At 70.5% G+C, this 18,132-nt stretch carries 26 protein-coding genes; 18 read left to right on the top strand and 8 right to left on the bottom strand.

What is annotated here, in order from left to right:
• Positions 1–38: 38 nt before the first annotated feature.
• The 3 genes from ABD385_RS27135 to ABD385_RS27125 form a co-directional block, all read right to left on the bottom strand.
• The gene (locus tag ABD385_RS27135; RefSeq protein WP_344580901.1) at positions 39–497 is read right to left on the bottom strand and encodes a RidA family protein; all 459 of its coding nucleotides are present in this window, start codon (positions 495–497) and stop codon (positions 39–41) included.
• Positions 494–1,333 carry a DeoR/GlpR family DNA-binding transcription regulator gene (locus ABD385_RS27130; protein WP_344580899.1) on the bottom strand — a complete coding sequence of 280 codons (840 nt, stop codon included), beginning with the start codon at positions 1,331–1,333 and terminating at the stop codon, positions 494–496. The genes ABD385_RS27135 and ABD385_RS27130 overlap by 4 nt, the downstream gene beginning before the upstream one ends.
• A 78-nt stretch (positions 1,334–1,411) precedes the next feature.
• A complete protein-coding gene (locus ABD385_RS27125) occupies positions 1,412–2,113 on the bottom strand; it encodes a spheroidene monooxygenase (protein ID WP_344580896.1) in 702 nt (233 codons plus the stop codon).
• Positions 2,114–2,376: 263 nt separating this feature from the next.
• Here ABD385_RS27125 and ABD385_RS27120 point away from each other — a divergent pair, with 263 nt between their 5' ends.
• The gene (locus ABD385_RS27120) at positions 2,377–2,982 is read left to right on the top strand and encodes a TetR/AcrR family transcriptional regulator (RefSeq protein ID WP_344580893.1); all 606 of its coding nucleotides are present in this window, start codon (positions 2,377–2,379) and stop codon (positions 2,980–2,982) included.
• A gap of 54 nt (positions 2,983–3,036) precedes the next feature.
• Here ABD385_RS27120 and ABD385_RS27115 read toward each other — a convergent pair whose 3' ends face one another.
• The gene (locus ABD385_RS27115; protein WP_344580890.1) at positions 3,037–4,716 is read right to left on the bottom strand and encodes a bifunctional 3'-5' exonuclease/DNA polymerase; all 1,680 of its coding nucleotides are present in this window, start codon (positions 4,714–4,716) and stop codon (positions 3,037–3,039) included.
• Positions 4,717–5,064: 348 nt separating this feature from the next.
• Between ABD385_RS27115 and ABD385_RS27110 the strand changes: the two genes are divergently transcribed.
• From ABD385_RS27110 to ABD385_RS27075, 8 genes are all read left to right on the top strand, one after another.
• The gene (locus ABD385_RS27110) at positions 5,065–5,319 is read left to right on the top strand and encodes a chaplin (RefSeq protein ID WP_344580888.1); all 255 of its coding nucleotides are present in this window, start codon (positions 5,065–5,067) and stop codon (positions 5,317–5,319) included.
• A 252-nt stretch (positions 5,320–5,571) separates the two neighbouring features.
• Positions 5,572–5,982 carry a rodlin gene (locus ABD385_RS27105; protein ID WP_344580884.1) on the top strand — a complete coding sequence of 137 codons (411 nt, stop codon included), beginning with the start codon at positions 5,572–5,574 and terminating at the stop codon, positions 5,980–5,982.
• Positions 5,983–6,340: 358 nt separating this feature from the next.
• The gene (locus ABD385_RS27100) at positions 6,341–6,574 is read left to right on the top strand and encodes a chaplin (RefSeq protein WP_344580881.1); all 234 of its coding nucleotides are present in this window, start codon (positions 6,341–6,343) and stop codon (positions 6,572–6,574) included.
• Between the two features lie 271 nt (positions 6,575–6,845).
• On the top strand, positions 6,846–7,145 hold the full coding sequence (locus ABD385_RS27095) for a hypothetical protein (RefSeq protein ID WP_344580880.1): 300 nt from the start codon (positions 6,846–6,848) through the stop codon (positions 7,143–7,145).
• A 289-nt stretch (positions 7,146–7,434) separates the two neighbouring features.
• Positions 7,435–7,845, top strand: a complete 411-nt coding sequence (locus ABD385_RS27090) for a rodlin (protein ID WP_344580878.1) — start codon at positions 7,435–7,437, stop codon at positions 7,843–7,845.
• A gap of 384 nt (positions 7,846–8,229) precedes the next feature.
• Complete coding sequence (locus ABD385_RS27085; RefSeq protein WP_344580876.1) at positions 8,230–8,637, top strand: rodlin; 408 nt, start codon at positions 8,230–8,232, stop codon at positions 8,635–8,637.
• A 139-nt stretch (positions 8,638–8,776) separates the two neighbouring features.
• Positions 8,777–9,295, top strand: a complete 519-nt coding sequence (locus ABD385_RS27080) for a chaplin family protein (protein ID WP_344580875.1) — start codon at positions 8,777–8,779, stop codon at positions 9,293–9,295.
• Between the two features lie 319 nt (positions 9,296–9,614).
• Positions 9,615–10,460 carry a nitrilase-related carbon-nitrogen hydrolase gene (locus tag ABD385_RS27075; RefSeq protein WP_344580872.1) on the top strand — a complete coding sequence of 282 codons (846 nt, stop codon included), beginning with the start codon at positions 9,615–9,617 and terminating at the stop codon, positions 10,458–10,460.
• 21 nt (positions 10,461–10,481) lie between these two features.
• Here the strand turns inward: ABD385_RS27075 and tatA are convergent, their stop codons facing one another.
• From tatA to rpmB, 3 genes are all read right to left on the bottom strand, one after another.
• Entirely contained in the window at positions 10,482–10,679 is a 198-nt protein-coding gene (tatA, locus tag ABD385_RS27070; protein ID WP_344580870.1) for a Sec-independent protein translocase subunit TatA, read from the bottom strand.
• A 105-nt stretch (positions 10,680–10,784) separates the two neighbouring features.
• Positions 10,785–11,090 (bottom strand): 30S ribosomal protein S14, encoded by a 306-nt coding sequence (gene rpsN / locus ABD385_RS27065; protein ID WP_344580867.1) that lies wholly within the window; start codon positions 11,088–11,090, stop codon positions 10,785–10,787.
• Entirely contained in the window at positions 11,090–11,326 is a 237-nt protein-coding gene (rpmB, locus tag ABD385_RS27060) for a 50S ribosomal protein L28 (protein ID WP_344580864.1), read from the bottom strand. The genes rpsN and rpmB overlap by 1 nt, the downstream gene beginning before the upstream one ends.
• Before the next feature lie 74 nt (positions 11,327–11,400).
• Between rpmB and rpmG the strand changes: the two genes are divergently transcribed.
• The 7 genes from rpmG to ABD385_RS27025 all read left to right on the top strand — a co-directional run bounded on the left by rpmG (position 11,401) and on the right by ABD385_RS27025 (position 14,601).
• The gene (gene rpmG / locus ABD385_RS27055) at positions 11,401–11,565 is read left to right on the top strand and encodes a 50S ribosomal protein L33 (protein WP_344580863.1); all 165 of its coding nucleotides are present in this window, start codon (positions 11,401–11,403) and stop codon (positions 11,563–11,565) included.
• A 5-nt stretch (positions 11,566–11,570) separates the two neighbouring features.
• Positions 11,571–11,825, top strand: coding sequence for a type B 50S ribosomal protein L31 (locus ABD385_RS27050; RefSeq protein ID WP_344580861.1), 255 nt, complete (start codon positions 11,571–11,573; stop codon positions 11,823–11,825).
• Positions 11,825–12,973: a CobW family GTP-binding protein gene (locus ABD385_RS27045; RefSeq protein ID WP_344580860.1), complete on the top strand. Its 1,149-nt coding sequence runs from the start codon at positions 11,825–11,827 to the stop codon at positions 12,971–12,973. Before ABD385_RS27050 ends, ABD385_RS27045 begins: the two co-directional genes overlap by 1 nt.
• Before the next feature lie 74 nt (positions 12,974–13,047).
• Positions 13,048–13,284: a 30S ribosomal protein S18 gene (gene rpsR / locus ABD385_RS27040; RefSeq protein ID WP_344580859.1), complete on the top strand. Its 237-nt coding sequence runs from the start codon at positions 13,048–13,050 to the stop codon at positions 13,282–13,284.
• A 138-nt stretch (positions 13,285–13,422) separates the two neighbouring features.
• Positions 13,423–13,764, top strand: a complete 342-nt coding sequence (locus ABD385_RS27035) for an ArsR/SmtB family transcription factor (protein WP_344581131.1) — start codon at positions 13,423–13,425, stop codon at positions 13,762–13,764.
• A complete protein-coding gene (locus ABD385_RS27030) occupies positions 13,761–14,243 on the top strand; it encodes an SRPBCC family protein (RefSeq protein WP_344580858.1) in 483 nt (160 codons plus the stop codon). Before ABD385_RS27035 ends, ABD385_RS27030 begins: the two co-directional genes overlap by 4 nt.
• A 118-nt stretch (positions 14,244–14,361) precedes the next feature.
• On the top strand, positions 14,362–14,601 hold the full coding sequence (locus tag ABD385_RS27025; RefSeq protein ID WP_044378415.1) for a DUF397 domain-containing protein: 240 nt from the start codon (positions 14,362–14,364) through the stop codon (positions 14,599–14,601).
• A 134-nt stretch (positions 14,602–14,735) separates the two neighbouring features.
• On the opposite strand, the gene ABD385_RS27020 is transcribed toward ABD385_RS27025, so the two are convergent.
• Entirely contained in the window at positions 14,736–15,245 is a 510-nt protein-coding gene (locus ABD385_RS27020) for an ATP-binding protein (protein WP_344580857.1), read from the bottom strand.
• 315 nt (positions 15,246–15,560) lie between these two features.
• Here ABD385_RS27020 and ABD385_RS27015 point away from each other — a divergent pair, with 315 nt between their 5' ends.
• Both ABD385_RS27015 and ABD385_RS27010 read left to right on the top strand, forming a co-directional pair.
• Positions 15,561–16,424, top strand: coding sequence for a helix-turn-helix domain-containing protein (locus ABD385_RS27015; protein WP_344580856.1), 864 nt, complete (start codon positions 15,561–15,563; stop codon positions 16,422–16,424).
• Positions 16,425–16,488: 64 nt separating this feature from the next.
• Positions 16,489–17,946: an aldehyde dehydrogenase family protein gene (locus tag ABD385_RS27010; protein WP_344580855.1), complete on the top strand. Its 1,458-nt coding sequence runs from the start codon at positions 16,489–16,491 to the stop codon at positions 17,944–17,946.
• Positions 17,947–18,132 lie beyond the last annotated feature (186 nt).

Below are 18,132 nucleotides of genomic sequence, written 5' to 3'. Positions count from 1 at the left end.
TGATTGGGGCCGCCCGGCAGGGGGCCCCAGTGCCCGGGCTACCGCGGCGCCGTGCGGTCCTCCCGCACCACCGCGATGCCCTCGATCTCCACCAGGGCCGTCTCGTCCCACAGTCGGGTGGCGCCGATCACGGCCATGGCCGGGAAGTCCCCGCCGACCAGGCGCTTCCACACCCGGCCGAGCTCCTTCGCGTGGCGGCGGTAGTCGGCCACGTCGACCGCGAAGACGGTGAGCTTGGCCAGGTCGGACGGGGCGGCGCCGGCCGCGGACGCCACCTCCAGGAGGTTGCCGAGCGCCCGCTCGAACTGCTCGACGATGCCGTTGCCGACGATCCGGCCCGTGCCGTCGAGTGCGGTCTGCCCGGCCAGGAACACCAGCGTGCCGGGGGCGGCGATGCGCACGGCGTGGCTGAATCCGGTCGGCGGCGCGAGGTGCGGAGGGTTGATGCGCTCCACGCCGTCGTGGCTGTTGCGGTTGCCGTCGTTGCCGTCGCTCATCCCCGTCTGCTCCCCTCCGTCGCCAACTCGTAACGCACTCCCAGGGATTGAAGCGCGTCCCGCTCCTCCTGGGGAAGGTGTTCATCGGAGATGACGAGATCGAAGTCGGCCAGCGGCGCGAGTTCGTAGAGGGCCTGGCGGCCGAACTTCGAGTGGTCCACGAGCAGGACCTTGCGCCGGGCGGCGGCCATCAGGGCCCGCTTGACCAGCACGTTCTCCTGCGCCTGGTGGTAGCAGTGGCCGTTGTCGACCGCGGAGGTGGACAAGAAGGCGATGTCCGCGCGGAAGCTGCGGGCGATGTCGGCGGTGGACATGCCGAGGAAGGCGTTGAACGCCGCGTGGTACTCGCCGCCCAGCGCGATCACCCGGATGTCGGGCTCCTCCGCCAGCTCGTTGATGACCTGGAGGGAGTTGGTGATGACGGTGAACGCGCCGCGTGAGGAGAGCGCGCGCGCCAGCGGCAGCGCCGTGCTGGAGTCGTCGATGATCACGGCCTGGCCCGGCTCGGCCATGGCCAGTGCGGCCGCGCAGATCGCCTCCTTCGCCGCCACCTGCTCGTTGCCGCGCCAGCGCGCCGTGGATTCGAAGAGCGCGCTGGGGGTGGCGGTGGCCCCGCCGCGCACCTTGCGCAGCCAGCCCTGGTGCTCCAGGGCGTCCAGATCGCGATGCACCGTCATCTGGCTGACGCCGAGCTCCAGGACCAGTTCCTCGATGCTCACCTGGCCCTCGGCCAGCACCCGGTCGGTGATCCGCTTGCGGCGGTCCTTGGGGCTCAGCTTGGTGACCGGCGCCTCACTCGCGACCGGGGCGTCGGCGGCCCCTTCGGTGTCGGTCAACGCTGGTCCCTTCGCGGCTCGGACGGCTCGGACGGAGTGAATGGCTCGGATCCCGGCCGCCCGTCGGTCGACGGCCCCCTACCCGGCGAGTTTAGGGCGTGACGGGTCCCGAGCGGCCGTGGCCATCGGATCGCTCCCGTCGAGCGTGCCCCGTGCGCCGTAGGGCCGACAACGGACGAACGCCGCCTCGTGGTGGAACGGCTCGGCGCGGTGCTCCCGGATGGTCGCCCGGTGCTGCGGGTGTGCGGTGCCGTACGCGTAGCGGCTCATCGCGGAGACGGTCCGCCATATCGAGAACGTGGCGACGAACCGGGGAGGTCTGGCCAGCGCGACGGCGGCGAGCATCGACGGATCGGCCGCGGCCCGCCCGGCGGCACGGGAGTTGGCCCGCAAGAACGGGACCGTGCGGCGCAACCGCAGCGAGCCGAGGGTGAGCACGGCGACCGGTCCGTCCTCGTCGGTGAGGGCGGCGTCCGGGTCGGTCTCGACCGGCAGCGGACTCCACGCGCCCAGGACCCGCACCGGCCGCAGCCGCACCTGCCAGCCGCCCGCCAGCCGCCGGGCCAGGGGGTCTTCGGCGAGGAAGCGGTCCAGGGCGGCGTCGTCGTCCCACGAGGCGAGTAGTGCCGCCCGGCCTGGGCGCACGGCGGGCGGACCGGCGGCGAGGGCGCCGGTCAGGGCGGTGGTGGCGAACCGCAGGCCGGGGACGGCGCCCGGCCGCGGAGGACGACCGAGGGCGGTGCGCGCGGCGCGCACGCCGAGGTGCACGGAAACGATCATGTCGGACCCCCGTCCGTCCCGGCGCAGGGGCAACCGTTAAGTTACCCATGCGTATACCATGTGGTACACGACATAGTATGCCGCACGGCGGAGACAATTGCGAGGCGAATGCCACGGCAGAACGCGCCAGATTCCTGCACGCGGGCGGGGTCGCGCGCGCCCGGCACCACCCGAGCGGTGAGCGCGCCAGCGACCGCAGCGGCCGGTGGGCAGCCCGAGAACGACGAGAAGCACGCCATCCGAGAGAGCCACGAGGACGCCCGATGAACGAGATCGACCGCAGCCGCGCCGCCCGCGCGGAGGCCAGGACGCGCATCGAGGACGCGGCGGCCCGGCTGTTCGCGGAGCGCGGCTTCGCGGGCACCACCATCGGGGAGATCGCCGCCGAGGCGGGCCTGAGCAAGCCGATGCTCTACCGCCACTTCGACTCCAAGCAGGAACTGCACCTCGTCCTGTTGGAACGGCACCGCGACGAACTGGCCGCCGCGCCGCTGCGCGAACTCCTGCACGGCGAAGGCGCTCTGCACACCCGGATGGAGGCGATGTACGACGCCTGGTTCGGCCACGTGCAGAGCCATCCGTACACCTGGCGGATGATGTTCCGCGACACCACCGGCGACCCCGAGGTGCAGGCGTTCCACCGCGAACTCCAGCGCAGGCAACGGGCGACGGACGTGGCCCTGCTGCGCGAGGTGGCGCCCGACGTCCCCGAGGCCGAACTGGAGCCCCTGGGCGAGGCGATCCGCAGCTCGCTCTACGGCCTCGCGCTGTGGTGGCTGGAGCGCCCCGACACCCCGCGCGCGGTCCTGGTCGCCGCGATGTCCCGCCTCACGCGCGGCCTGCTCCCGGAAGGGGCCGGACGGGAGTAGGCGGCACCCGGGGGCGCGCACCCGCCGGACCGGCCACCCGTCCGTCCCCCGTGGTCATTTCGCGTCCGCGTAGCACTCCACCACCGCCGTGGTGAACGGGAACCGCACTGGTGTCGGGCCGAAGGCGAGCCGGCCCGCGGTGGCGGCCGCCACCGCGATGGCCTCGGCGACCGTGGCGGCCTCCTCCGCCGGGCAGTGCACGATCACCTCGTCGTGCTGGAAGAAGACCAGCTCGGCGCGGAGACCGGCGCGGGCCATCGCGTGGCGCAGCGCGGCCAGCACCAGCAGGGCCCAGTCGGCGCCGCTGCCCTGCACGACGAAGTTGCGGGTGAAGCGGCCACGGGCGCGCGCCGCCGAGGTGCTGCCGTAGCCGGCGGGCCGTTCCTCCTCCTGGGGCAGGCCCGCCTCGTCGGGCGGTGCCACCGAGGCGGGCGGGCAGGTGCGGCCCAACCAGGTGCGCACCAGCCGGCCCTCCTCGCCGGCCCGGGCCGCGTCGTCGACGTACGCCACCGCGGCCGGGTAGCGCCGGCGCAGATCGGCCATGTGCTTCAGGCCGTCGCCCGAGGTCTGGCCGTACATGGCGCCCAGCAGAGCGAGTTTGGCGCGGTCGCGGTCGCCGCCGAAGGCGCGGGCCGCCAGGTCCGCGTAGAGGTCCGTGCCGGTGCCGGCGACCTCCATCAGGCCCTGGTCACGGGAGACGGCGGCCAGCACCCGCGGTTCCATCTGGGCGGCGTCGGCCACCACCAGGCGCCACCCCGGGTCGGCCCGCACCGCTTGCCGGATCACCTTGGGGATCTGCAACGCGCCGCCACCATTGGTGGTCCACCGGCCGGTGACCGTGCCGCCGGGCAGGTACTCGGGGTGGAACCGGCCGTCGTGCACCCACTGGTGGAGCCAGGACCAACCGTGGGCGGTGTACAGGCGGTAGAGCGATTTGTACGCCAACAACGGTGCCACCGCGGGGTGGTCGACCTGTTGCAGTTCCCACTTGCGGGTCGAGGAGAGGGCGATCCCGGCGCGGGCGAAGGCCCGGATGATGTCGTTGGGCAGATCGGGCCGGACTCGCACGCCCGCCCCGAAGGCCCGCGACACCTCGTCGGCCAGCTCCGCCATGCGCCGGGGTTCCAACCCGCCGGGGAAACGCTCGCCCAGCAGGCCGTCCAACACCTCGCGGTGCACGTCCGCCCGCCAGGGAATGCCGGTCCGGGACAATTCCGTGGCGACCAGCATGCCCGCCGACTCGGACGCCAGCAGCAGCCGCATGCGGTCCGGGTGCTCGGCCCGCGCCGTACGGGCGAGTTGGCCGGCGTAGACCTCCAGCAGCGCGGTGAACTCGTCGGTGTCGGGCGGCAACGGCACCGGTCCCGGCTCGAACAGGGACGGTTGGGTCTCGGCGGTGCGCAGCGGCGCGTCGGCCGGCACCGGCAGGCCGTGCAACCGGGCCCAGGCGGCGGCCAGCGAGTGGGGCTGGCCCGACTGTCCCTCCTCGTGGCCGATCAGCAGCGCCTCGGCGGCCTCGACGTCGTAGCACCGCTCGACCCGCACCCCGGCCGCCAACAGCCGTCGATAGGTCTCGGTCGTGGACCGCCACACCCACCGCTCGACCTCCGGGCGGGACCGCACCGCCCCGGTGAGCGAGGACTCCCGCACCACCGGACCGGCGGGCCGCCCGTCCTGAGTGAGCGGGCAGAGACGAACACCCCCGTCGCCCGTCTCCGCCACCGCCCATCTCATGCCCCGAGTCTTGCACCAGGGTCTGACAATGCCCTTGACCAGCGCCTTCGCGTCCGGCACGGATTTTGGCGCCACAGCGAAGAGGCGCGACGGAGGCGCCAATCACCGGTACGTGACGGTCGACGTGTGACGATGACGCGGGTGAGGAACGACGGACCGGGCAACGTGCCGCCGGGACGGGCGCTCTACGCGAATTCACCGCGGAAACCACATCTGCCCCGTACGGCACTTACCGCCAACTATCACCCGTTTGGGCCGCTACTTTTGCCCGGTTTGTTGCGTTGAACTGCTTGTCGCTCCAGGCGGCGCGCACAGAAACCTGAATGCTGCTCAGTAAAGAGGTTCACCGTGAAGTTTGTCTCCAAGGCCGTTGTCCTGTCCGCCGCCGCGGGCATTGCCGTCGTCGGAGGCGCTGGCATCGCCAGTGCCTCCGGGCACGGCGATGGCGCCCACGCCAAGGGTGCCGCCGTGGGTTCGCCCGGCGTGATCTCCGGCAACCTCATCCAGGTGCCGATCCACGTCCCGGTCAACGTGTGCGGCAACACCGTCGACGTCATCGGTGCGCTCAACCCGGCGTTCGGCAACCGCTGCATCAACAAGTGATCACCTTCTGGTGATGGAGGCCCGCCCCGTTCCGGGGCGGGCCTTTTCCGTGCGGAATTCGCACACGAGGCAGACGACTTGTCGTCCGGTACCGCCAAAACGCACTCCGGCGGCCTACGTTGACGCGCGGACGCAGTGATATGGGTCTACGGATGGCGTGGCATTCGGGTGAATCCGCGAAACCGCACCCCGCGAGGCGAGTTGAGCCAGTGCGCTCCCGACACGGGCGCTCCGCTTCCAGAAGGGTAAACAGTGATCAAGAAGGTCCTGGCCACGACGGCAGTAGCCGCTTCCCTGGTCGGCGTCTCGGCGGCCGTCGCCCCGCAGGCGATGGCGGTCGGCGATCGCCACGGCACCTCCACGGTCAACGGCAACCGTTCCGACGCCGTCTTCGGCAACTCCACCACGCATGGCCGGATGAGCCCGCAAATGGAGTTCGTCCAGGGGTCGTTGAACAAGCTCTGCGTGGGCCTGCCGCTCAAGGGGGACGTCGGCTCGCTGTTCGGTGGCATTCCGGTCTCGGTCCAGGACGTCAAGGTGCTGTCGTCGCCGCAGAACCAGCAGTGCGTCGAGAACTCCACCCAGGCCAAGGGCGACGAGGCGCTGTCGCACATCCTGTCCGACATCCCGGCCCTGTCGGCCAACGGCATCGGCAACCGCTGAGTCGGTCGACTCCGGCCGCAGGCCCGGGCGCCGGTCCTCGTGTTCCTTGAGGCCCTCCGGACCTGCGGCACGTCCGAGGAGGCGCCGGGACGAAAATGCCCGGCCCCTTCCCGGCCGGAATTCGCATTCGGTGAGTAACCCTCCCGTTCGAATTTCCGTGTTTTTTCTTTATATGAATGGGGCGCCACAAAACCTTTGCGACATTCGGGCGATTTCTCCGAAAACTCCTCTTCGGGAGTTTCGCGGGGCACGGGAAATCGTTACCAATATCGGCAGCGGAGTTACGGGCGAGCAGATTCACGCCCGTGCGACACGACGGTCGTGTGTGCTACGGATCCCGCTGCAGGAAGGGCTGAAAGTGAAGTACGCAAAGGTCGCAGCAGTCACCGCAGGCACGCTCATGGCAGTGGGCGTTGCCGCGCCGGCATTCGCCGACGCGCACGCCACGGGCGGTGCCAAGCGTTCCCCGGGCGTGATCTCCGGGAACGTCATCCAGGTTCCGATCCACATCCCGGTCAACGTGTGCGGAAACACGGCCAGCTTCATCGGGATCCTGAACCCGGCCTTCGGCAACCGCTGCGTCAACGTCTGATCGACACAGTTCGAGCCGCGTCGTTGTGGCCGGCCCCGGCTCGCCTTTGTTGCGTGCCGGGGCCGACGGTTTTCCGGCCCTTCACGATCGTGTTCCGGGTGGCCCCGAAAGCATTCACGGGCGGGGTCGAAGAATCGGAGCGTCACAGTTTCTCGGTGCGTCGGCCCTCGTTAGGCAGAGGGAATGCGGTGGTCCGAGCAGCGAAGTGACTGCTCACGCGGCGCTGGTGCCGTGATTCCTTCGAGCACCGCACCAGAAGGGACAGTGGAAAGTGAAGTACGCGAAGTCTGCTGCAACTGTTGCCGGCTCCGTCCTGGCGCTGGGTGCGGCCGTGCCCGCTTTCGCTGCCGATGCCGGTTCGCCGAACATGGCCTCGCCGCACATGAGTCTCAACGGCGGGCTGGCGGACGCGCTGAACAACCAGCAGGTGGACGGTCGCCAGGTCAAGCCGCTGGTCGACACCGTTCGGGGGGCGGAGAAGACCGCCAAGCACCCCAAGCAGATCGTTGGTGGCGCCACGGGGGCCACCAGGGAACTTCCGCTGCTCGGTGGTCTGCCGTTCGGCAAGTGACGGGTCGGCGAACCGCGGCGCGACTGCCTCGGGTGATTGCCCGGGGAATTCGATGCGGCCGAGTGAAACCTCAGCCGTCGGATCGGCGCTGTGTGCGTCAATGAATTTTCGAGGTTGACCCCGGTCCGGAAGATGAATCACGGCTGCAAAATTTGGGACGGGATGCCCGGTCGGCAAGAGGTGATCCGGATAATAAGCTCATTTGAGTGAATGAGCACAACTAAATGTGCCCTTCTGAGTTAGTCAGATCGCCCGGCTCAAGGGCATCCCGAAACACGAAGGATCAACAATGATCAAGAAGGCTCTGGCCACCGCAGCCGCGGCTGCTTCCATTGTTGGGGTAGCCGCAGCCGTTGCCCCCCAGGCGATGGCCACTGGTAACCAGCACGGCACGTCGTCGGTCAACGGCAATGGTTCGAAGCAGTTCTTCGGAAACTCGACCACGTACGGTTACATGAGCCCGCAGATCGGCCTGATCCAGGGCTCGCTCAACAAGCCCTGCGTCGGCCTGCCCGCCAAGGCGAACCTCGGTTCGCTGGCCGGCGTGGTTCCGGTCTCGGTCCAGGACATCAACGTCCTGTCGTCGCCGCAGAACCAGCAGTGCACCGAGAACTCCACCCAGGCCAAGGGCGACGAGCCGCTGTCGCACATCCTGGACGACATCCCGGTCCTCTCCGCGAACGGCGTCCACAACCGCTGATCGGGTGAACACCGCCCGGGCCGCTCAGCTCTCGCAGCTGAGCGGCCCGGGTTTTCCTTTGTCGCCCCGGCGGTTTTTGGATTGTTATTCGCCCGTGACCGCTGGGGGTTCGGCGGGATCGTTATGAGAGTGTGTGGAGGGATGCATGCCAATGCCCTCGCGAGAATGATGGGGTTGCCGGGGCATTGGCATGCCGGCCGAAAATGAGTATGCGGCCCGGGAGAATTTCTTGTGATTTCCCGGGCCGGTGGCGCGCGCTGTAGGACTTTTGGGGAGTCCGATCACCATCTCTTTGGGTGACGGTGCGGAACTCGGGCGGCCGCGGCGTGTTGTTGAAACAGGGCTCCCGTGCCGGGGGTTCCTTCTCTTGAAGGGTTCAGCGCGATGAAGAAGATGATGGCGGCCGCGGCGATCGCGGCATCGCTCGTCGGAATTTCGGCCGCGACGGCTCAAGAAGCGATGGCGATCGGCGACCAGGACGGCACCAGCACCGTCAACGGCAACGGCGCCAAGTCCGTGTACGGAAACTCCAAGACGCACGGCAAGCGCAGCACCCAACTCGGGCTCGTGCAGGGCAGCTTGAACGACCTGTGCGTCGGCCTGCCCGCCAAGGGGAACGCCGGCTCGCTGATCGGCGGAATTCCGGTCACCGTGCAGGACATCAACGTGCTGTCGTCGCCGCAGAACCAGCAGTGTGCGCGGAACTCCACCCAGGCCAAGGGCGACGAGGCGCTGTCGCACCTCCTCGACGACATTCCGATCTTCTCGGGCAACGGGGTCAAGAACCGCTGACGGCCGTCGGCTTCGGCCGATTCGCCGCTTGCGACACCGGGCGGCCAACGGGTGGGTGCGCCGTTGGCTGCCCGGTCGTGCGAGCGCCACGGGGATGCGGGCGGGGTGTCCGTGCGCGAGGACTGCGGAGTGAGGGGACATGGGACAGAGGCTGAGGGCGTGCCTGGTCGTCGCGGTGGCGGCGGGCGTGCTGGGGGTGGGTGGCGGCCCGGTCTTCGCGGGCGCCGGTGCGCGGGGAGGTGTCGCGGGTTCGCCCGGGGCGCCGTCCGGGAGCGTGGTCCTGGCGGAGGCGCTGGCTCCGGTCGCTGCGTGCGGCAACCCGTTGGGCGGGGTGCGGGCCTTGTTGGGGCCCGCTTCGGGAATCCGGTGCGGCAACGGGGCGAGGTCCTCGCGGTCGCCGTTGGCCGGACGTCGTGCGGAGGGGCGTCGGGAGCGGCGACCGGTCGGGGTGTCCGAGGGGGCGGTCCGACGGGGCTTGGGCGTGCGCGGCTATCGGGATCCCCGGGTGGGCGCGGTGGCGCGGGCCGGCAAGTCGGTGGGGGAGGCGCTGCTGGCGTCCAGTGGGGCGCGACGGCTGGGGCTGGTCGCCGGGGTCGGTGGCGGGTTGGTGCTCGGCGGGGTGGCGTTGCTGCACCGGGTCCGTGGTCGTCGGGGATGAGCCGTGCGGCGCCGGGGCGTGGCGGCCGGCCGAGCGGATGCGGCGGGCCGCTCGGCCAGGGCCACCCGGTCGGGGCGGCGCCGTGGGCGCCGGACGTCCCGACCGCGGCCGCCGTACCGCTGGTACCGGGCGGAGCTGCGGCTGGAGGCCGCCCGCGGGCACGACGGGTCGTGCGGATCAACGCGCGATGACGGCCGCCGGCACGGGGCGGACGGCCGTTTCGCTCGTTGGTGGGATGTGGTGGAACCGGATGTTTGGGGGGAATGACAAGGAAGGTAGTAAAAGCGATTAAACGCAATTAGCTGAGGGGGTGCGGGGCATGCTCATCGCGTTGGCGCAGACGGACTGCGTGCTGGGGGACGTGGCGGAGAACCTGCGGGTCGCCCGGGAGCAGATCGAGCAGGCGGCGGTCCAGGGCGCGGATCTCGTGGTGTTCCCCGAACTCAGCCTGCACGGCTATCACTTGGGGGCGCTCAAACGGGACGCGTCGCTGGAGACGGGCGATCCGCGGTTGCGGGAGCTGAGCACGCTGGGGCCGGCCGTGCTGATCGGCTTCCACGAGCACACCAGTCTGCGGGCGTACAACACGTCCGCGTACTACGTGGACGGGGAGTTGGCGCACGCGCACCGCAAGCTCTACCTGCCGAACTACCTGGCGTGGGAGGAGCGCAAGCACGTCAGTCCGGGGCAGTCGCTGCGCGCGTACGAGCTGGCGAAGTCGCCGACCGGGGGGCGGGGGGCGACGCTGGTGTGCAACGACGCCTGGCAGCCGGTGCTGCCGTGGCTGGCGGTGCAGGACGGGGCCGAGGTGCTGTTCGTGCCGACCAACAGTGCGGCGAGCCTGGATCCGGAGGCGATGGACACCGGGCTCTACTGGGACACGCTGTTGTCCTACACGGCGCGGATGCTCCAGTGCTGGGTGGTCTTCGTCAACCGGGTCGGCAACGAGCACGGGGCGTCGTTCTGGGGCGGCTCGCGGGTGGTGGACCCGCGGGGCGCGGTGGTGGCGCAGGCGCCCAAGTGGGAGACGGCGCTGGTCACCGTGGAGATCGACCCGTCCGAGGCGCGGCGGCAGCGGCGGGCCGTGCCGCTGGTCGCGGAGGCCCGCCTGGGGCTGGTCGACCGCGAGGTGCGGCGGCTGATCGACGAGGGCGGCGACCACTGACCTCGGCGGGGCGGGGCCGGGTCAGTGGCCGGCGGGCTGCTCCGTGCGGGCGGCCTCGGTGGGGCGCTCGTCCTTGAGGGCCTTGGCCTCCGACTTGAGGATGCGCATCGAGCGGCCGAGGCCGCGCGCCATGTCGGGGAGCTTCTTGGAGCCGAAGACCAGGACGAGGACGGCCACGATCAGGATCAGGTGCCAGGGCTCCAGGGCGTTGCGCAGCACGGCGCTCTCGCTTTCGTCGGGGTGGTGGGGCTGTCCAGTATTACCCGGACGGCCCGGCCGCCCGGCCCAGGGGGCGGGTCCGGGGCGGGCGGCCGGGGCGGGGCTTCACCAGCTGGACGTGGTGACTCCCGGCAGGTGGCCCTTGTGGGCCTGGTCGCGGAGGTTGATCCGGGAGAGGCCGAAGGCCCGGAAGTAGCCGCGCGGGCGGCCGTCGACGCCGTCGCGGTTGCGGACGCGGGTGGCGCTGGCGTCCCGCGGCTGGCGGGACAGCTCCCGTCGGGCGGCGGTGCGCTGCTCGTCGGGGGCGCGCGGGTCGCGGATGACGGCCTTGAGGACGGCCCGGCGGGCCGCGTACCGGGCGACCGTGGCGCGTCGGCGCTCGTTCTTGGCGATCTTGCTCTTCTTGGCCATCAGACCTTCTCCCCCCGGGCGCGGATGCGGGCGACGGCCGCTTCGACGCCGATCGCGTCGACGGTCCTGATGGCCTTGGTGCTCAGGGTCAGCCGGATGTGGCGGCCCTCGCTCGCCAGCCAGTAGCGCTTGCGCTGGACGTTGGGGTCGAAGCGCCGGGAGGTGCGGCGGTGCGAGTGGGAGATGGACTTGCCGAAGCCCGGCTTGCGGCCGGTCAGCTGGCAGTGGGCGGACATGGTGCGGTCCCTCCGGTGGTCGGGCCCTGTGTGGGCTTATTGAAAATGGAAACCATTTGCGTATACTACCTGGCATGGCCCGCAACGAGATACGCCCGGTCATCAAGCTCCGGTCCACCGCCGGCACCGGGTTCACCTACGTCACCCGCAAGAACCGCCGCAACGACCCCGACCGCCTGGAACTGCGCAAGTACGACCCCGTGGTCGGTCGGCACGTCACCTTCCGAGAGGAGCGCTGAGCGCGATGAAGCCCACAATCCACCCCGCCTACGGGCCCGTCGTCTTCCGCGACCGGGCCGGGGACTTCGCCTTCCTGACCCGTTCGACCCTGACCAGCGACAAGACGGTCGAATGGGAGGACGGCCACACCTATCCCGTCATCGACGTCGAGATCTCCTCGGCGAGCCACCCCTTCTACACGGGCGCCGCCCGGGTGTTGGACACCGCCGGCCGCGTCGAGCGCTTCGAGCGCCGGTACGGCAAGCGCGGGGCCCGCTGATGGAGCGGTTGAGCGTGGCGCTGGTGGGCGGTCTGCACGCGGACGCCCGGCGGGCCGCCGTCGAGCGGCTGCTGCGGACCGTCCCCGGCAGCGTCGCCCTCCACCACGACCTGGCCGCTGCGGCCGACGGCACCGTGCGGCGCACGGTCCGCGACGCCGGCGGCACGCTGGACACCGGTGAGGTGCCGCTGGTCAACGACTGCGCCTGCTGCGCGTTGCGCGAGGACCTGGTGCCCGAACTGGAGCGGCTGGCCGCCGGCCGGACCTGCCGGCTGGCGATCGTCGAGCTGTGGGACTCGGTCGAGCCGAAGGCGATGGCCGAGGTGGTCACCTCGTGCGGCAGCGCGAACCTGGCGCTGACGGGCGTGATCACGGCGGTCGACCCGGCGCTGCTGCTGCCCTACCTCAGCTGCGGCGACGACCTCGCCGAGGCCGGGCTGGCGGCCGCCGCCTCGGATCAGCGGACGGTCGCCGACACCTGGGCGCGGCAGCTGGAGTACGCCCCGGTGCTGGCGGTGGCCTCGGGGGAGGAGGCCGCGGACGACGCCGACCACGCGCTGCTGGCGCAGCTGCACCCGATGGCGCGTCAGGTGGCGGTGGACTCCGTGGAGCTGGCGGCCGCCGCACTGGCCGGCTTCGACGTGGAGGCCGCGGCTAGCCGACAGCACCCGGCCTGCGCGCTGCTGCCACAGGAGGCCGAGGCGGCCGGCGTGGGCACCTTCGTCTGGCGCGGCGCCCGGCCCTTCCACCCGGAGCGGCTCTACGCGGCCCTGGAGGACCTGACGTGTGCGGCGGCCCGCAGCCGCGGCAGGTTCTGGCTGGCCGACCGGCCGGACACGCTGCTGTCCTGGGACGCCGCCGGCGGCGCGTTGTGCGTGGAGAACGCCGGGCCGTGGCTGGCCGCGCTGCCGGACGCCGCCTGGGAGCTGGTGCCGCCGGTGCGCCGGGCGGCCGCCGCGCTGGACTGGCATCCCGAGCACGGCGACCGGGGGCAGTACCTGACGTTCACCTCGCCCGGGCTGGACCGCACCGGGCTGCGCGACCTGTTGGCGTCCTGCCTGCTCACCGACGCCGAGTACGTGGGCGGTCCGGCGGCCTGGAAGGGCCTGTCGCCCGCCTTCGACGTGCTGCTCGACCCGGTCTCGTGACGCCCCGGCCACTCGTGAACCGGCCGTTTACCCGCCCGGAACCAGTCCCTCCACCCGGAGAAGGAAACCCCGCCATGACCCGTCGCCACGACGCGCGCCGCACGGCCGCGCCCCGCCGCAACCCGCTGGACGCGGCCGGGATCACGTACGTCGACTACAAGGACACCGATCTGCTGCGGAAGTTCGTCTCGGACCGCGGCAAGATCCGCAGCCGTCGGGTCACCCGGGTCACCGCCCGGCAGCAGCGGCAGCTGTCCCGCGCGATCAAGAACGCCCGGGAGATGGCGCTGTTGCCGTACTCCGCGCGGTGACGCGGACCTCGCGGGGGCGGGGCTCCCGGCAGCCGGCGCCGCCCCGCGCAACCGGTAGGAGATTCCCTACGTTTGACGCGTAGGGAATCTCCTACTTATTTTGGGGGTGTGAACGCCACTCCTGCACCGCCGCGCTCCATGCCGTCCGCAACCGATCAGGACCGGATCTTCGCGGCGCTCGCCAACGCCACCCGGCGCGAGCTGCTCCGCCTGCTGCGCGACGACGGGCCGCAACCGGTCCGGGCGCTGGCCGAGCACTTCGCGATGAGCCGGCCGAGCCTGTCCGAGCACCTGAAGGTGCTGCGCGAGGCGGGGCTGGTGAGCGAGCGGCGGGTCGGCCGACAGCGGATCTACCGCCTGGAGGCCGCACCGCTGTGCGAGGTGCAGGACTGGCTCGGACCCTACGAGCGGTTCTGGCGCGCGAAGCTCGCGAGCCTGGGCGAGCTGCTCGACCGCATCCCCCACGAAGAGGCGCAATGAACACCCACGGCATCCCGGACCCCGACGACGACCCGGCGGACGCGACGACGCTCCGCGTAGACCACTTCCTGCCGCATCAGCCCGCCAAGGTCTGGCGGGCGCTGACCGAGCCGGAGCTGCTCGCGCAGTGGATGATGCCCGGCGACTTCCGGCTGGCGGTCGGCCACCGCTACGAGATGCGGACGCTGCCCCGGCCGAACACCAACTTCTCCGGCACGGTGGTCGCCGAGGTCGTCGCGTTCGAGGTGGAGCGGATGCTGCGGCTGCGCTGGCAGGACGCCGACGAGGGCCAGGGCAACCGCGCCGACTGGACCCTCACCTGGACCTTGGAACCCGAAGGGCGCGGCACGCGTCTCTTCCTCGTCCACGAGGGATTCGATCCCGACGACCCGTACCAGGTGCAGGCACACCGCGTCATGGGTGGTGGCTGGCGGTCGATTGTGACGGACGCTTTGGGGAAGGTGCTCAACAAAATGTGACCGGCCCGGCACCCCCTGTCGTGCACGTGCATCTGCGCATGCATCCGCATGTGAACGCAGCTATGATCCCGGGCAGTTGACACCGTTTATCACCGAGTTCACCACCCGGGAGAGCCCTGTGCCCCACGCATACAACGGCATGGCCGCAACGGAGCTCCGCGACGTGACCTGGCAGAAGAGCCGGCACAGCAATTCCCAGGGCTCCTGCGTGGAATTCGCGAAGCTGCCCGGGGGCGACATAGCGGTGCGCAACTCCCGTTTCCCCGACGGCCCGGCGCTGGTCTACACGCCGGCGGAGGTCGAGGCGATGCTGCTCGGCATCAAGGACGGGGAGTTCGACCACCTGGTGCGCGACTGAGCGGACCGGCGGCGCCGACGCGGTGGCGGTCGGTGCGCACACGGAAGACGGGCGCCCGCGTCGTGCGGGCGCCCGTTGCGCGAGGGCGGACGGCGGAAGCGGTCAGCCGGTCGGTGCGGACCGTGCGGCGGTCCTCACGGCAGCCGGAAGAGGGCCCACACGATCTTGCCGTGCCGGGCCCCGGACAACCGGTGCCAACCCCAGCTGTCGCTGAACGAGTCCACCAGGTAGAGCCCGCGGCCCGACTCGTCGGCGGAGTCCGCCTCGCCGGCCTCCGGTGAGGCGTCGCTGGGGTCGCGCACCGCACAGACCAGCCGGGACGACCAGCGCATCAGGTGGAGCCGGGCGGGCAGGTGGCCGTCGGTGAAGTCCGCGCCGAAACCGGGGTGCTCGGGGGCGGCCAGGACCGCGTGCCGCAGGGCGTTGGTGACGAGCTCGGAGACCACCAGGCCGACGCCGTCGAAGAGCTCCTCCAGGCCCCAGCCGACGAGCGTCTCGCGGGTGAACTTGCGGGCGCCGCCGACCGATTCGTAACGGGGCGGGAGCGGGCAGGACGCGGAACCGGAGACGGCCAGGGGGTCGACGGGCGGGAAGCCCTGCCATAAAGGCTCGAAGTCGAGCATGGTCGAAACCTTGGTCCCCATGCGAGGCACTCCTGGCGTTCGCGGACGTCATGACCCAGGCCGGTCAGCCGGGGATCTGGCGGATCTTTCACGAGCGTGCATGCGTGCGACGCCCATGGTTCCCAATGCGTAGGGCAGATGCAAGGGCAGATGCACGTGCAGCTGACGCGATTGCGTAGGGCTGGCCGTATAAGCGCCGTATTCTTCCTGTGATTTCTTGTGGAGGGCTTGCAGGGGCTGCACATATCAGTAACCGCATGAGCACTGAACGAAGCCTGAACGTGGCAGACTGCGGCCCACTGTTGGACGGGGTGGGGTCACAGGAGGGTCAGAGAGGTGTCCGCAAGTGAGTCGGGCGGGTCGGTGGTGCGGCGGATCCTGCTCGGATCCCAGCTCCGTCGGCTGCGTGAGTCGCGCGGGATAACCCGTGAAGCGGCCGGCTACTCGATCCGTGCGTCCGAATCGAAGATCAGCCGCATGGAGTTGGGCAGGGTGAGCTTCAAGGCACGCGATGTCGCAGATCTCCTCACGCTCTACGGCGTGAGCGACGAGCAGGAGCGCGAGGCGCTGCTCTCCCTGGCCAAGGAGGCGAACGTCGCGGGCTGGTGGCACAGTTACAGCGACGTGCTGCCGGGGTGGTTCCAGACGTACGTGGGCCTGGAAGGGGCTGCCTCGCTCCTGCGCGTCTACGAAGTCCAGTTCGTCCACGGGCTGTTGCAGACCGAGGAGTACGCGCACGCCGTGGTCTCCCGCGGCATGCCGGACGCGTCGGCCGCCGACATCCAGCGCCGGGTCGCACTGCGCCAGGAGCGGCAGAAGCTGCTGATATCAGAACGGGCTCCGCAACTGCACTGCGTCCTGGACGAGGCCGCGCTGCGCCGTCCCTACGGCGGACGGGCCGTGATGCGGGGGCAGTTGAAGCACCTCATCGACATCTCCGAGCGCCCGAACGTGCGGCTCCAGGTGATGCCGTTCAACTTCGGCGGGCACGCGGGGGAGAGCGGCGCGTTCACCATGCTGCGCTTCCCGGAGTCCGACCTGTCCGACGTCGTCTATCTGGAGCAGCTCACCAGCGCCCTCTACGTGGACAAGCCGGAGGAGGTCGCGCTCTACGAGCGGGCGATGGAGCGGCTCCAGGAGGACAGCCCGAACCCGTCCGCCACCAGGGATCTTCTGCGTGGTCTACTCCAACTCACCTGACCCGGCAGTAGGATGACGCTGGATCAGCCCCCCGCAGAGCAGTGCCGCACAGAGTAGGGATGCCATGTCCTTCTTCGCAGACCTGGCCTACCAGTTCATCGACGGTGAGTGGCGGGCCGGCAGTGGCTCGTGGGACATCATCGATTTCAACCCCTACGACCAGGAGAAGCTGGCGTCGATCACGGTCGCCGGCGTGGACCAGGTCGACGCGGCCTACCGCGCCGCCGAGCGGGCGCAGCGGGACTGGGCGCTGCGGAACCCCTACGAACGGCGGCAGGTCACCGAGCGGCTGCTGCGGCTGATCGAGGAGCACGAGGACGAGATCGTCGAGGCCCTCGTCCTCGAACTGGGCGGCACCCGCATCAAGGCGGAGTACGAGGTGCGGCTCGCCAAGGAGTTCGTCCGCGAGGCGATCCAGCTGGCGCTGCGGCCGCAGGGCCGGATACTGCCGTCGCCGGTGGACGGCAAGGAGAACCGCGTCTACACCCGGCCGGTCGGGGTCATCGGCGTGGTCAGCCCGTTCAACTTCCCGTTCCTGATCTCCATGAAGTCCGTGGCGCCGGCGCTGGCGCTGGGCAACGCGGTGGTCATCAAGCCCAACCAGAACACCCCCATCACCGGCGGCGGCCTGATCGCCAAGCTGTTCCAGGACGCGGGGCTGCCGGCCGGCCTGCTCAACGTGTTGATCACCGACATCGCGGAGATCGGGGACGCGCTGATCGAGCACCCGGTGCCCCGGGTGATCTCGTTCGCCGGCTCGGACAAGGTCGGCCGGCACGTGGCGTCGGTCAGCGCCGGGCACTTCAAGCGGGTGGTCCTCGAACTCAGCGGCAACAGCGCGCTGATCGTGATGGACGACGCCGACGTCGACTACGCGGTGGACGCCGCGGTCTTCAGCCGGTTCGTCTACCAGGGGCAGGTCTGCATGGCGGCCAACCGGGTGCTGCTGGACCGGGCGGTGGAGGCCGAGTTCACCGAGAAGTTCGTGGCCAAGGTGGCGGCGCTGCGGACCGGCGACCCGCGTGATCCGCGCACCCAGATCGGCCCGCTGATCAACAACTTCCAGGCGGAGGCGCTGACCTCGCTCGTGGACCGGGCGATAGCCGAGGGCGCCACGGCGCTGCTGCGCGGCCGCACCGAGGGCAACCTCGTCGAGCCGAGCGTGCTGGCCGGGCTGCCCGCGGACTCCGCCCTGCACGGCCAGGAACTGTTCGGGCCGGTGGCGCTGCTGGTGCCGTTCGACGGCGAGGACGAGGCGGTGCGGATCGCCAACGACACCCAGTACGGCCTCAGCGGGGCGGTGCACACCGCCAACGTGGAGCGCGGGGCACGGATCGCCCAGCGGATCGAGACCGGGATGGTGCACGTCAACGACGGGACGGTGCACGACGAGCCGCAGGTGGCGTTCGGCGGCGAGAAGTTCTCCGGCATCGGGCGGTTGAACGGCGAGTCCACGGTCGAGGCGTTCACGACGCAGAAGTGGGTGTCGATCCAGCACGGGCGGACGTCGTTCCCGCTCTGAGGCCGGGGGATGCGGCGCGGCGCGCGGGCGGTCCGCGCCGATGTAGGACGCTTCTTGTCCTAGTGGCTCGTCACGCTGCCTTGGCGGGGTAATGAGTCCATGTTCGGATCGTTGAGTCTGGGGCGAAGTTTGTCTTCGGTTTCGCGTGAGTGTTGCGCCAGCGGACGTAGGCTCCGATGGCGGCGT

Origin of the sequence: Streptomyces lunalinharesii (assembly GCF_039532155.1) — a bacterium.
In the GTDB taxonomy this organism is placed as follows: domain Bacteria; phylum Actinomycetota; class Actinomycetes; order Streptomycetales; family Streptomycetaceae; genus Streptomyces; species Streptomyces lunalinharesii.
Note: the sequence above shows the minus strand (reverse complement) of the source record. Positions and strands in the feature narration are given on the sequence as shown.